The 12737-nt window shown below is 58.0% G+C and carries 13 protein-coding genes; 4 read left to right on the top strand and 9 right to left on the bottom strand.

Translation table 11 applies throughout. The annotated features are described in order from the left end of the window. Nucleotides 1-6: 6 nt before the first annotated feature. From AC2FFP_RS18980 to AC2FFP_RS18945, 8 genes are all read right to left on the bottom strand, one after another. Nucleotides 7-1173: a peptidoglycan DD-metalloendopeptidase family protein gene (locus AC2FFP_RS18980; RefSeq protein WP_496881363.1), complete on the bottom strand. Its 1167-nt coding sequence runs from the start codon at nucleotides 1171-1173 to the stop codon at nucleotides 7-9. 63 nt (nucleotides 1174-1236) lie between these two features. After that, the gene (locus AC2FFP_RS18975) at nucleotides 1237-1887 is read right to left on the bottom strand and encodes a protein-L-isoaspartate(D-aspartate) O-methyltransferase (RefSeq protein ID WP_496881362.1); all 651 of its coding nucleotides are present in this window, start codon (nucleotides 1885-1887) and stop codon (nucleotides 1237-1239) included. Next, complete coding sequence (gene surE / locus AC2FFP_RS18970) at nucleotides 1884-2666, bottom strand: 5'/3'-nucleotidase SurE (RefSeq protein WP_496881361.1); 783 nt, start codon at nucleotides 2664-2666, stop codon at nucleotides 1884-1886. The genes AC2FFP_RS18975 and surE overlap by 4 nt, the downstream gene beginning before the upstream one ends. A gap of 120 nt (nucleotides 2667-2786) precedes the next feature. Next, nucleotides 2787-3872 carry an ABC transporter ATP-binding protein gene (locus AC2FFP_RS18965; protein ID WP_496881360.1) on the bottom strand — a complete coding sequence of 362 codons (1086 nt, stop codon included), beginning with the start codon at nucleotides 3870-3872 and terminating at the stop codon, nucleotides 2787-2789. An 80-nt stretch (nucleotides 3873-3952) separates the two neighbouring features. After that, nucleotides 3953-4999 (bottom strand): methyltransferase domain-containing protein, encoded by a 1047-nt coding sequence (locus AC2FFP_RS18960; protein WP_496881359.1) that lies wholly within the window; start codon nucleotides 4997-4999, stop codon nucleotides 3953-3955. A 105-nt stretch (nucleotides 5000-5104) separates the two neighbouring features. Beyond that, the gene (locus tag AC2FFP_RS18955) at nucleotides 5105-6217 is read right to left on the bottom strand and encodes a YhaZ family DNA alkylation repair protein (RefSeq protein ID WP_496764549.1); all 1113 of its coding nucleotides are present in this window, start codon (nucleotides 6215-6217) and stop codon (nucleotides 5105-5107) included. A 2-nt stretch (nucleotides 6218-6219) separates the two neighbouring features. Beyond that, nucleotides 6220-6999 (bottom strand): SDR family oxidoreductase, encoded by a 780-nt coding sequence (locus AC2FFP_RS18950; protein WP_496764547.1) that lies wholly within the window; start codon nucleotides 6997-6999, stop codon nucleotides 6220-6222. Nucleotides 7000-7068: 69 nt separating this feature from the next. Next, the gene (locus AC2FFP_RS18945) at nucleotides 7069-7431 is read right to left on the bottom strand and encodes a SnoaL-like domain-containing protein (RefSeq protein WP_496723112.1); all 363 of its coding nucleotides are present in this window, start codon (nucleotides 7429-7431) and stop codon (nucleotides 7069-7071) included. Between the two features lie 109 nt (nucleotides 7432-7540). Here AC2FFP_RS18945 and AC2FFP_RS18940 point away from each other — a divergent pair, with 109 nt between their 5' ends. The 4 genes from AC2FFP_RS18940 to AC2FFP_RS18925 all read left to right on the top strand — a co-directional run bounded on the left by AC2FFP_RS18940 (nucleotide 7541) and on the right by AC2FFP_RS18925 (nucleotide 11819). Continuing rightward, a complete protein-coding gene (locus AC2FFP_RS18940) occupies nucleotides 7541-9148 on the top strand; it encodes a peptide chain release factor 3 (protein WP_496723114.1) in 1608 nt (535 codons plus the stop codon). Between the two features lie 49 nt (nucleotides 9149-9197). After that, on the top strand, nucleotides 9198-9341 hold the full coding sequence (locus tag AC2FFP_RS18935) for a hypothetical protein (protein ID WP_496881358.1): 144 nt from the start codon (nucleotides 9198-9200) through the stop codon (nucleotides 9339-9341). Next, on the top strand, nucleotides 9338-10267 hold the full coding sequence (locus AC2FFP_RS18930) for a glycosyltransferase family 2 protein (protein WP_496881357.1): 930 nt from the start codon (nucleotides 9338-9340) through the stop codon (nucleotides 10265-10267). Before AC2FFP_RS18935 ends, AC2FFP_RS18930 begins: the two co-directional genes overlap by 4 nt. A 184-nt stretch (nucleotides 10268-10451) precedes the next feature. Continuing rightward, complete coding sequence (locus tag AC2FFP_RS18925; RefSeq protein ID WP_496738434.1) at nucleotides 10452-11819, top strand: DEAD/DEAH box helicase; 1368 nt, start codon at nucleotides 10452-10454, stop codon at nucleotides 11817-11819. On the opposite strand, the gene AC2FFP_RS18920 is transcribed toward AC2FFP_RS18925, so the two are convergent. Then, nucleotides 11816-12718, bottom strand: coding sequence for an EamA family transporter (locus AC2FFP_RS18920; RefSeq protein WP_496844229.1), 903 nt, complete (start codon nucleotides 12716-12718; stop codon nucleotides 11816-11818). The two genes, AC2FFP_RS18925 and AC2FFP_RS18920, sit on opposite strands and share 4 nt — an antisense overlap. Between the last annotated feature and the right edge of the window lie 19 nt (nucleotides 12719-12737).

Below are 12737 nucleotides of genomic sequence, written 5' to 3'. Positions count from 1 at the left end.
TAAACTTCACCGCAGATAGGGTTCCGGATCGACAGATTCGAACCCTTTACGAACCTCAAAATGCACATAAGCATTGTCGCCACCGCGCAAGGAGGCGATCTTTTGGCCGCGCTTGACGCGAGCACCCTTTTTCACAGTGATGTTTTCGACATTCGCGTAGACGGTCAGCAGGTCGCTGTTGTGCTTTACCACAATGATCGGCACTTGATCCGCGTCTGCCGTGATTGCGGCGACGGTGCCCGCTGCGGCAGCGTTAACCGGGCTACCAGGCGAGGCCGCAATGTCGATGCCTTCGTTCGAGCCCTTTTTATAGGTGCGGATGATCGTTCCGGTGACCGGCAGGCCAAGTGCGGAATTGCTTTGCGTTGTGGGTGCTTCGGCGGTCACGTCCGGCGCGGGTTCTGCCGGCTTGATATCTTCATCCGGCAGCGGTTGCGTCGCACTGGGCGGGGTCGGCGTGGGCGATCCCTGCCCCGGTTGGGTGATCGTGGTCGCAGGAACGGTTGCAGCGGCAGCTTCCTGACGGGGTGCAGCCTGATTTTTGATGGGAATCAGCAGAAACTGCCCTTCACGGACGGTAAAGTCAGACCCCAGCCCGTTCCACTCGGCCAGAGCGTCGACCGGTACGTTATACAGGCGCGCGATCGTATACGCGGTTTCGCCGCGCTTGACCTTGTGGCGAATGGGCTCGGGTCCTACTGGCGCAGTGGCCGGTGCAGGCGCAGCGGCTGGTTGTGCCGGTTCCAGCGTCGATGTGCGCACCGACCCATCCGCGGGCGCTTCGTCAATCGCAGTGCCTGCAATTGTCGCGATATCGACAGAGCTGGCCGCGCTGACGGTACGGGGCAAGGCGACCACCTCGCCATCACGCAGCTGGTCCGCAGCTTGCAATCCGTTAAAACGCGCGACTTCCGCTGCCGGTAATCCGACCCGGGCGGCGACATCGCCAACCGTGTCGCCCCGGCGCGCAACGGCCACTTGATAATTGGGATAGGTGATCACGCCACGCGCATCCGGTGCCGGCCGGTTGGCAGTGGCTGCCTGCGCCGCATCGGCCGTGGAAAAACCACCGACATTGCCGCGCAGATCATAATCTATGGGGCCTTCGCATCCCGCGAGGAACGCCAAAGACGCAACACCTGCTGCGACTGCTGATTTGGAAACTGCTCTCATTTTACTGTCCTCACCGCCTGCCCCTGTTGTCCGGGGTTCCAGCGCTTATCGCGAAATATTTCCTTACGCTCCGTCTTTGCCAAGCCCTTCTAGCAGGGGCACGAACCGAACGGGCAACAATTCATCATAGTCCAGGCCGGTCTCAGTGCGTCTGACCCGGATCAGGGTCTGAACCGCATCCGACTGTCCCACCGGCAAAACCATGATACCGCCGATTTTGAGCTGCGCCAAGAGCGGCCCGGGCGGGTCCTCAGCGGCGGCGGTCACAATGATACGATCAAACGGGGCTTGTTCCGACAAACCGAACGATCCGTCAGACAGCATCGCCGTCACATTGGTCATTCCCAATTCTCGAAACAGTTCGCCGGTTTCGCGCACCAGACGCTTATGACGTTCGACCGTATAGACCCGGCGCGCCAGCTTGGACAGAACCGCCGCCTGATAGCCCGAGCCTGTACCAACCTCCAGCACCGTATCACGGGGGCGCACATCCAGCGCCTGCGTCATCAGCCCCACCACCGAAGGCTGGCTGATCGTCTGACCGCAGGCAATCGGCAGCGGTGTATCCTCATAAGCGCGCTCGGCGAACAACCCTTTGACGAAACGGCCCCGATCGACCTGCTCCATCGCGGCCAGAACGCGCGCATCCGTTACCCCGCGCGACCGCAGGGCAAAGAGGAACTGCATAATGGTTTCAGGATCAGGTCCGCTCATTCGATCGACTTCAGTTGTTCCAGAACGTCATGGGCCGTCAGATCCGCACGCATCGGCGTGACCGAGATGTAGCCCCCAAGATTGACCGCTGCATCAGTACCGGGTGCTGTCGGGTTGTGCTGATAGCCGCCCTTGATCCACAGGAACCGCCGGCCCGAGGGCGAGCTGTGTGGTTCAACCGAGAAATTGGTATCCCGGCGAAAGCCCTGCGGCGCGATGCGCGTTCCCAGAACCTCATCCGCCGGCACAGGTGGGAAATTCACGTTGTAAAACAGGCGGTAATCGACTTGCTCTTCAGGCGTTGCTTTCAGAACTCGCCGCACGAGGTCGGCCCCGTAACGCGTTGCAGCCTCGAAAGGATCATCCAGACCAAGATTGCGCGGGCCAAAATACTGCGACAAGGCAATTGCAGGAATACCCTGCAGGGCGGCTTCCATCGCCCCACCAACCGTGCCGGAATACAGCGTGTTCTCGGCCGAATTGTTACCCCGGTTCACCCCCGACAACACCAGATCGGGCGGCGTGTCCTTCATGACGTCATGCAACCCGGCCAGAACGCAGTCGGCGGGCGAGCCTTCGGCGGCATAGCGACGTTCGCCCAGCTTGGCGACCATCATCGGGTGGGTATAGCTGATGCAGTGGCCGACACCTGATTGTTCGAATGCAGGCGCGACGACCCAGACTTCACCATCCGGGCCTGCCAGATCGGCGGCAATCGCCTCAAGTGCGATCAGCCCCGGGGCATTGATCCCGTCATCATTGGTCAGAAGTATACGCATAAGCCCCATCCACCCGGCGTTTTGCCCTTGATAGACCCGCCCCCGCGTCGCGGCAAGCAACGCGCGCGTCCAATCTGATGCTTTCGCGCACCACTTGGCGCTAAACTGTGGCTTTCCAGCCTAAACCGGGAAAACGAAACACCTGTCACGGCGGATGGTCAGCCACATGACCCGTCCCGGGCTGGGAACAAAGACATTAGGCACCGTCGCCCTCAGGATCGAGCCATCATGGTCCATCCGAAATTCAACAAGGCTTTCGTTGCCCAAAAACCGTGCCCGCTCGACCACGCCCCGCGCGGCAACGCCGTCGGTCGGTGTCGGCAGCGGCCCCTTGCCGTTTCGGTCAAAGTCCAGCCGCACGTGCTGCGGGCGGAATACGATCTCGACATCTGTATTGTCAGGCACGCCGGGTGCCAGAAATTGCCCGAATGGCGTTTCCGCCAAGGCTCCATTCACTTTGGATTGCAAAACATTGATATCACTAAAAAACGCTACCGCCGCCTTGTCCGCCGGGCGGGTAAAGACGTTGTAGGGCGCGCCTTGTTGCACGACTTTACCGCGCCGCATCAGGGCGATTTCATCCGCCATGCGCATCGCTTCTTCCGGCTCGTGCGTGACTAGAACAACGGCGGCATCCTCTTCCTTGAGGATCGCAAGCGTTTCATCCCGAATGCCGTCCCGCAACCGGTTGTCGAGGCCCGAGAAAGGCTCGTCCATCAACATGATCCGCGGACGCGGGGCCAATGCGCGGGCCAGTGCCACACGTTGCTGCTCGCCACCTGACAGATGATGCGGGTAGTCGTCGACGAAACGCATCAGGTCGACCTTGCGCAGCAGCGCTTCGACGCGGGCGCGTTTTTCGTCCTTATGCCCCTTCAGGCCAAAGGCCACATTGTCGGCAACGCTGAGATGCGGAAACAGGGCAAAGTCTTGAAACATCAGCCCTATTTCGCGCCGTTCGGGCGGCACACGAAACACAGTGTCACAGATCAGCTTGCCATCGACGTAGATTTCACCGGATTCCTGCATTTCGACGCCCGCGATCATGCGCAGCGTCGTGGACTTGCCGCAGCCCGAAGGCCCCAACAAACAGGTCACCTGCCCCGCCCGCACCGTCAGTGAGACGTCATCCACCACGACCCGCCCTTCATACCGGGCGATCAGATTTCGGATTTCCAACCGAGGAGGAGTAGCGTTTTCTGTCACCGATGGGCCCCGTTGCCTTTCCCGATCAATTCCATCGGGCTTAGGCGGGGATAACAACCCCGCCCCTCAGGTGCAAGAGATCAGCAACAGCCGCCGGATGGGGCCTCGCCCATGGCTTCAAACGGGCTTTCACCACCGCAGCCTTCGAATATCCCGTAGTGGGTCGAGAAATCGCCAATGAAATCGAAATGCCGGGCAAAACGCGTGTCTTTCAACATCATCCACGTGTTGCCGCAGACAGGAAAAACCTTACCCGCCTCGATCGCGTGGTGATCATCTAGCTCGAACAGATGCGGGGCATTCGGGATGGTGCCCTTGTATATCACGGCCTGGCCGTAATCCTCGCAGTCTGGTTCCAACTCGGGCAGCTTGAACAGACGGTAGGTGGCGGACAGGAATTTAAGAGGCGCGACACGCTCTTCGAGTACAGCGTTTTCGATGGTCAGCGGACGATGCGTGACACGGCGCGGATCACCAAAGCCCGCTTTGCGCGACATCGACAGGAAATCGTTCCAATACAGAGCGCCGGACAGGCATTCGCCGTACAAAACCTCATCCTCGGCCATCGCCTGTGGCACCCGGCGATCTGCGTAAACGTCCGAGAAATACATCTCGCCTCCGTCTTTCAGCAACCGGTGCACACCACGCAAAACAGCCTCTTTATCGGTGGCCAGATTGATCACGCAGTTCGAGACGATGATGTCAAAAGAACCGGGTTCCAGGTCAAGCTCGTCCAGCTTTTCGATATAGCCATGGTGGAATTCCACATTGCTGTCAGAATGCCCAAAGGCTTGCGCGTGATAGTCCTGATGCGCCCGCGCGACGTTCAGCTGTTCCGGTGTCATGTCCACGCCGACAACGCGCCCCTTTTCACCTACCATTGCGGACAAGGCATAAACATCACGTCCCGCACCACAGCCGAGATCCAGAATGCTCATCCCCTCAAGGTCGTGCGGAGCGATCAGACCGCAGCCATAGTAGCGCGTCAGAACTTCGTCATGAATTTTCGACAGGATCTTTTTGACATGATCCGGCATGTCATCAGGCGTACAACACGCGTTTGTCTGCAAGTCCGAGCTGCCCTGCAAGACTTCGCCATAGTAATTCTGCACTGACTCATGCTTCATCGCGGTTATCCTTCTGTCTGATGGCTGCATAGCAGCTAAAGCAGCGCGGGGCTTGGCGCAATCCGGGCCTTTAGAATCTGACGAAAGCGTGAGGGCGTGTAGGGGTTATGCCAGCAGTTCGAAATCAACGCCCGCGCGCAGTTTGCCGTTCACCTGTATCTCAAGCCGATGCGCACCAGGGATAAGTTTGAACGTGGTGGCGTCACCTTTGAGCTTGTGCTTTTTGGTCAGGGTAAGAGCACCATCTGCCAACGCGGACTGTTTCAGCTTGTGCACTTTGGCTGAGGTTTTACCCCCAGGCCTTTGAAAATGAACAATGTAATCGACCAGAACCGGTTGTTTTCCATTGCCATTCAGCACGACATCAAACTCCAGCGCTCCACCGATCTGCGCGTCACCCTTGATGGTAACATCGGCCGAAACTTCAGCATCAGGATCAAAGCCCAGCATCTTCATGGCGCGCGGATGGCCTGCTTTCACAAGCCCACGCAAGGTGTGCGAGGTCATCCAGCCCATCTCGGCCTGATCCTGCCGCCCGTTCCCGCCCCAATCCTGCAACCGGTCCAAAACCAGATCGGGGTCTTTTTTGGTTATGTCATTCAGATGGTTGGCAACCGACCGAGTGACATAGCGCGTTCCATCGGCATGCAGCCGATCCAGTAAAGGCAGCGGATCGGTCAGGTCCAGCCCCACCGCCTGCCCCCAAGGCAAACGCGGTCTTGTGCCTTCGCTGACCAGTCGACGCACGTGATAGCTGTCATGCGCGCACCATTCCTGCATCCGCGCCAGCACCTGTTCCTGATGGGTATTGAGGAACGGCCTTATGGCCCATTCCATTGAAAACCTTTGGGTCAGTTCCTCGAGCACATCCAATGACTGCTCAGGATGATCCATCCCCACGGCAACAACCCAGTCACCCAGCGGTGCAAAGATGAAATCACCAAAATCGTCATCCGTTTTGCCGGGATCCAATGGTGGCGGCAAGGCGCGCAGCAGCGTAGGTGCGATCTGAGGCAAGTCGCCCGGCACCGCCTGTTGCAGACATTCGGCGATCCAGGCCATCCTCTCTTTCAGCTCCAGATCCAGCAGACGCGACATGACCTGCGCCTCAAACGCCTCGGCATCAAAGGACGGGTCCGCGCCCGCGAAAAGCCCCGCCAAATAGCGGGTCTTTTCGACATTAAACAGTTGATCTTTAAGCGAGAAGTTTTGTGCCATGATCACATCGTCAGATTAGTGGCGCCACCATCTAGCAGTATGTTCTGCCCGACAATGAAACCGGCATTCTGCGAACACAGGAACGCACAGGCTGCACCAAATTCTTCACGCGTTCCATACCGTCGCGCCGGGATGGTTGCCGCGCGTTCAGCGCGCGCCTCGTCCATCGAAATTCCTTTTTGCGCAGCCACGCCACCATCCAACGAGTCCGCCCGGTCGGTGGCATGAATGCCCGGCAGCAAGTTATTGATCGTTACCCCTTTCGGCGCCACTTGACGCGCAGTTCCCGCGACATACCCCGTCAAACCGGTACGTGCCGCGTTCGACAGACCCAGTGCGGGGATCGGCGCGCGCACAGATTGCGAGGTGATATTCACCACCCGGCCCCAGCCTTTGTCCATCATCCCAGGCAACAAAGCCTTCATGAACGCAATCGGCGTCAGCATGTTGGTGTCCAGCGCCTTGATGAAATCATCGCGATCCCAATCCGACCACAAACCCGGGGGCGGGCCTCCGGCATTTGTCACGAGGATATCAACACCCTGCGCGGCTTCGATTACCTGCACCTGTCCTTCAGTCGAAGTCACATCGCAGGCGATAGTCTGAACCTGTACGCCATGTTCAGCGCGAATGCGGTCAGCCGATGCCTCCAAAGCCTCAGTCCCCCGCGCGTTCATCACCAGATCAACACCCGCGGCGGCCAGCGACTCGGCACAACCCAGACCCAAACCTTTGCTACTGGCGCAGACCAGCGCACGTTTACCTTTGATACCAAGATCCATCTGATCCTCCCTGTATTTGCCGCACATCTAGCACCAGCCTTTCAGGGAAGACCAGCAATGGACCTTTGATCAATAAAAGAACTCTTCACGCACAATCTTGCCATCCGCGACGTGGTAAATGGCGACTTCGCGCATATCAAAGCTGTCACCGCTTTCCTTCACTGTGCCCTTTACTTCGAAAATTACGGCAAAGCGGTCCTCACCATGCACAAATGGATCACTTACCGAAGTTTTTGTCACATCATGTGCACCTTCCCACCATTCTTGTTTGCCACGGATCGCGTCGCGGCCGGCGACTTCGCGCCCCATGCCCGAGTAATCCACGGCTTCGACGGAGACGGCATCGTCCGCATAGAGCTTATCCAAATTCGCTTTGGCCCGGCCTTCTCGGCAACCAGCGACCAGTTCGTTTGCGATTTCTTTTAAATTCATCACACCTCTCCATAATTTGTTCACTATATGTTCTTTTTGCCACCGTCAGGCGATTCTGAACACCCCCTTTGTCTTGCTTCGGCAGAATTCCCCGCATATACGCGCGTTCATGCTTGATACCGCCACCAACCAACCCGTTTTGCCGCCCGAGATCGCCCGGCGCCGGACATTCGCCATCATCTCGCACCCGGATGCGGGCAAAACGACGCTGACTGAAAAGTTCCTGTTGTACGGGGGCGCCATTCAAATGGCAGGTCAGGTGCGCGCCAAGGGTGAGGCAAGACGAACACGCTCGGACTTCATGCAAATGGAGAAGGACCGCGGTATCTCGGTTTCCGCATCGGCGATGTCCTTTGACTATGACACTTTCAGATTCAATCTGGTGGATACGCCCGGCCACAGTGATTTCTCGGAAGACACCTATCGCACGCTGACCGCTGTGGACGCCGCCGTGATGGTGATAGACGGCGCGAAAGGTGTGGAAAGCCAGACGCAGAAATTGTTCGAGGTCTGCCGCCTGCGTGACCTTCCGATCCTGACCTTCTGTAACAAGATGGACCGCGAAAGCCGCGATACGTTCGAGATCATCGACGAAATTCAGGAAATGCTGGCGATCGACGTTACCCCTGCCGCATGGCCTATCGGCGTAGGTCGCGATTTCATCGGCTGCTACGACATGCTGCGCGACCGGCTGGAACTGATGGACCGCGCCGATCGTAACAAAGTGGCCGAAAGTATCGAAATCAACGGGTTGGATGACCCGAAACTGGCCGAACACGTGCCCGAGCACCTGTTGGAAAAGTTCCTGGAAGAGGTTGAGATGGCGCGCGAGCTGCTGCCCGCCATGGACCCGCAGGCGGTGCTTGAGGGGCATATGACCCCGATCTGGTTCGGCTCGGCGATCAACTCGTTCGGTGTGAAGGAACTGATGGAAGGCATTGGTGCCTACGGCCCCCAGCCGCAGATCCAGTCTGCCGAACCGCGTCAGATTGCACCCGACGAAAAGAAAGTCGCGGGTTTTGTCTTCAAGGTTCAAGCCAATATGGACCCAAAGCACCGCGACCGCGTGGCGTTTGTTCGTATGGCATCGGGCCATTTCAAGCGTGGCATGAAGCTGACCCATGTGCGGTCGAAAAAACCGATGGCAATTTCGAACCCTGTGCTGTTCCTCGCATCGGACCGGGAACTGGCCGAAGAGGCTTGGGCTGGTGATATCATCGGCATCCCCAACCACGGCCAATTGCGCATCGGCGACACGCTGACCGAAGGCGAAGCGATCCGGGTTACTGGCATCCCCTCATTCGCGCCTGAACTGCTGCAGACCGTGCGGCCCGGCGACCCGATGAAAGCCAAACATTTGGAAAAGGCGCTGATGCAATTTGCCGAGGAAGGCGCGGCCAAGGTGTTCAAACCCTCAATCGGATCGGGCTTTATCGTTGGCGTCGTTGGCGCGCTGCAATTTGAAGTGCTCGCCAGCCGTATCGAGATGGAATACGGCCTGCCCGTTCGGTTCGAAGCATCTCAGTTCACCTCGGCCCGCTGGGTCAGCGGTGACAAGGCCGAGGTCGAAAAGTTCGTCAACGCCAACAAGCAGCACATCGCTCACGATCATGATGGCGACATCGTCTATCTGACGCGTCTTCAGTGGGACATCGACCGGGTCATCCGCGACTATCCCGAACTGAACCTGACGGCCACGAAAGAAATGATGGTGTGATGCGTCAGGCTGATTGCACAGGCAACATGGCCTGTGCAATTTTACCCGCATGAATGACGACTTCCAGACGCCCACAGGCGCACTACACGGGTTCGGTGCCCAGAAAAAACTTTTTGAATTCAGCGTGGAATCGCCCGATCCTGATTCCTGCATTGCGCGTGAATATGGCGTCACACAACAGGTCTGGGCATGACGACCTGGGGCATCGTTTCAATGGTTCGCGGATCGACCCGCGACATACTCAGGTTCGCGGCCCATCACCTCGACCTAGGTGCGGATTATCTGTACATCTACCTGGACGAACCCAACCGTGAGGCGCACCGGGCCCTCAGGAAACACCCGAAAATCAGAGCCCGAATCTGCGACGATGCTTTTTGGGAGAAACGCAAACGCGACCGACCGGAACGCCATCAGGTTCGTCAGACGCTGCATGCCACATTCGCCTATCGCAACACCGATCTGGACTGGCTGGCCCATATCGACGTGGACGAGTTCCTGTGGTCTTCAAAACCCATCCGGGAGCAGTTGCAATCCGTCCCCGCCGACATCCCAGCCGTCCGTGTCCGGCCAATGGAGGCAATGGCAGGCGGCGAGGATCTGTTCAAGGCGCATATCCCCAGCGGCCCGGACCGCTCAGCCATGGTGCAGTCCATCTATCCCAACTATGGCGGCTTTGTACTCGGCGGGTTCCTCAGCCACGTTCAGGGTAAGCTGTTCGTCCGCACAGGCATGGAAAAGCTGAACTTTCGCATCCACAACCTGTTTCAAAACAAAAAGCTTCTGCCCTGCAAGTTCGAACTTCCGGGGTTGGAGCTGTGTCATTGCCACGCCCCTGACTGGGACCACTGGGCGGCGCATTATCAGTTCCGGATGGCGCGTGGGTCCTATCAACCCGGCATGTCCCCTAATGTTCCGCGCGAACTGGGCGGTCTGAACAAGAATGAGTTGTTCAACTGGATCGACACAGAACAGGGTCAAGACGGCTTGCGTGCGTTCTATGACGAAATTAGCGGTGCCGATCCCGGCGTACGCGCTCGTCTCGAAGAATATGGGTTGATCCGGTACAGACCGCTGGATCTGGACGCGAAAGTTGCGAAACACTTCCCCGGAAGCTGCTGAATTGTTGCGGAAAACCAGCAGTGGGCGCTAGCGACGTCAGGTTAAAACCTCTTCATTTGACCCTGCCTCATGATTTTGTTATGTCCGCGCAAAGCCGAAATGTGCCTGACAGCGCATGGCCATCCGGGCCCGGCATTCCATTGACGCGCGGGCCAGGTCTAGTGTCCGCATGAACCGGACATACATGACAAAATTTAACGAACTGAACCTGAACCCGAAGGTCCTCAAAGCCATTGAGGAAGCCGGATACGAATCCCCTACCCCAATTCAGGAAGGCGCAATACCCGCGGCTCTGGAAGGGCGCGATGTCCTGGGCATTGCTCAGACAGGGACCGGCAAGACTGCAAGTTTCACGCTGCCGATGATCACCTTGCTGGCCCGTGGGCGCGCTCGTGCGCGGATGCCGCGTTCGCTGGTGCTGTGCCCGACGCGGGAACTGGCCGCGCAGGTGGCTGAGAATTTCGACACGTACGCCAAACACTTGAAACTGACCAAAGCGCTGTTGATTGGCGGCGTCAGCTTCAAAGAGCAGGACGCGCTGATTGACCGGGGCGTTGACGTTCTGATCGCCACACCGGGTCGCCTGCTGGACCATTTCGAGCGCGGCAAGCTGCTGTTGACCGGCGTTCAGATCATGGTTGTAGATGAAGCGGACAGAATGCTCGACATGGGGTTCATCCCCGATATCGAACGCATCTTCTCGCTGACACCGTTCACGCGCCAAACCCTGTTCTTCTCGGCCACTATGGCACCCGAGATTGAACGTATCACCGACACGTTCCTGTCCGCGCCCACCCGCGTCGAGGTCGCCCGTCAGGCCACCGCGTCCGAGACCATCGAACAGGGTGTTGTCATGTTCAAAGGCGGTCGCCGCGATCGCGAAGCCAGTGCCAAGCGCAAGGTTCTGCGTGCGCTGATCGATGCCGAAGGTGAAAAATGCACCAACGCAATCATCTTCTGCAATCGCAAAACCGATGTAGATATCTGCGCGAAGTCGTTGAAAAAATACGGATATGACGCTGCAGCGATCCACGGTGATCTGGACCAATCACAGCGGATGAAAACTCTTGATGGTTTCCGCGACGGCTCCTTGCGCCTGCTGGTCGCCTCAGACGTGGCCGCGCGCGGCCTTGATGTGCCGTCGGTGAGCCATGTGTTCAATTTCGACGTTCCCGGACACCCTGAAGACTACGTGCACCGAATTGGCCGTACAGGTCGCGCCGGACGCGATGGCAAAGCAATTACGATCTGTTCAGGGCGAGATGAAAAAGCCCTGGCCGCAATTGAAAAGCTGATCCAAAAAGAAATTCCCAGGCTCGACAACCCGGTTCAGGCTGAAGAGCCCAAAGCCAAAGAAGAAGCGCCAAAGCCTGAGCGGAAAGCCAAACCGACTGACGCCAAGAAAAGCGAAAGCAGGAAGAGCGACCGGAAGAAGGACAAAGAACCCAAGGGCCGTGGCCGCAGAGACGACAAAGGCCCTGCTGTTGTCGGCATGGGCGATCACATGCCCAGCTTCATCGCCCTCAGCTTTGACGAGCGCCGCGCAGGCTAAATCGTAAGTACCAGTGCCAGTATCGAGGCACCAAGCAAGGTCATCCCGGCGATTTCGCGCCGGGTGATTTTTTCGCGGAAAAACAAGATCGAGGCGAATAGGCTGAAGATCAGTTCAACCTGGCCCAGTGCTTTGACATAGGCCGCGTTTTGCAGCGTGAAGGCAAAAAACCAGCAGAACGAACCGCACAGGCTGGTGAGGCCGACAAAGACGCCGGTTCGACGTGTGTCCCAAACTGCGCGCAACTCAGCCCGGTCGCGCCACAACAACCACAATCCCATGCTCAGGAATTGGTACGACACGACCACAGCCAGTGTGATCAACGCCCGATACCATGCGTCAATGTCCCCCAACTCCAAAGACGCTCCGCGATAACTGACGGATGAGAAGGCGAACAGAATGCCAGAACCCAACCCAAGGCGCGATGCCCGGTTGGTGAGATGTGCCCACCAAACCCCTTCCCCGCCTGGATTTTTCGACAGCAGCAGGACGGCTATCAGTCCCAGAATTATTGCAAACAATGCGCCCGAGGACACCTGATCACCCAAGACAAGAAATCCGACGATGGCAGTCTGGATGACCTCGGTCTTCTTGAATGTAATGCCGACGGCGAAATTACGCTGTTTGAACAGGGCCACCACGCAAATGGTCGCCAATATCTGCGTTGTCCCGCCGATCACTGCAAACAGCCAGAATCTTCCGGTCAGGACTGGCAGGCTGTAACCGGTTACCTTCATTGCCACGACCAACACGAGAACGGCCAAAGGCATGGAATAGGCAAATCGGGCAAAAGTCGCACCGGCAGCCGTAAGCTTCACGGTGCTCAGCGATTTTTGCAGCATGAACCGCACGGTCTGAAATGCCGCGGCGGCGATGGTGACGGGAATCCACAAACTCATGAATTCCCTTGTGTCGGCA

Source organism: Ruegeria sp. YTSC004 (assembly GCF_059609805.1).
This window is presented reverse-complemented; position numbering and strand designations above follow the sequence as displayed.

Bases quoted from the DNA above. Each gene is read 5' to 3' on its own strand.
- AC2FFP_RS18925 (WP_496738434.1), top strand. From the start codon at position 10,452: ATGACAAAATTTAACGAACTGAACCTGAACCCGAAGGTCCTCAAAGCC.
- AC2FFP_RS18935 (WP_496881358.1), top strand. From the start codon at position 9,198: ATGAATGACGACTTCCAGACGCCCACAGGCGCACTACACGGGTTCGGT.
- AC2FFP_RS18950 (WP_496764547.1), bottom strand. From the start codon at position 6,999: ATGGATCTTGGTATCAAAGGTAAACGTGCGCTGGTCTGCGCCAGTAGC.
- AC2FFP_RS18945 (WP_496723112.1), bottom strand. From the start codon at position 7,431: ATGAATTTAAAAGAAATCGCAAACGAACTGGTCGCTGGTTGCCGAGAA.
- AC2FFP_RS18960 (WP_496881359.1), bottom strand. From the start codon at position 4,999: ATGAAGCATGAGTCAGTGCAGAATTACTATGGCGAAGTCTTGCAGGGC.
- AC2FFP_RS18980 (WP_496881363.1), bottom strand. From the start codon at position 1,173: ATGAGAGCAGTTTCCAAATCAGCAGTCGCAGCAGGTGTTGCGTCTTTG.
- surE (WP_496881361.1), bottom strand. From the start codon at position 2,666: ATGCGTATACTTCTGACCAATGATGACGGGATCAATGCCCCGGGGCTG.
- AC2FFP_RS18975 (WP_496881362.1), bottom strand. From the start codon at position 1,887: ATGAGCGGACCTGATCCTGAAACCATTATGCAGTTCCTCTTTGCCCTG.
- AC2FFP_RS18940 (WP_496723114.1), top strand. From the start codon at position 7,541: ATGCTTGATACCGCCACCAACCAACCCGTTTTGCCGCCCGAGATCGCC.
- AC2FFP_RS18955 (WP_496764549.1), bottom strand. From the start codon at position 6,217: ATGGCACAAAACTTCTCGCTTAAAGATCAACTGTTTAATGTCGAAAAG.
- AC2FFP_RS18930 (WP_496881357.1), top strand. From the start codon at position 9,338: ATGACGACCTGGGGCATCGTTTCAATGGTTCGCGGATCGACCCGCGAC.
- AC2FFP_RS18920 (WP_496844229.1), bottom strand. From the start codon at position 12,718: ATGAGTTTGTGGATTCCCGTCACCATCGCCGCCGCGGCATTTCAGACC.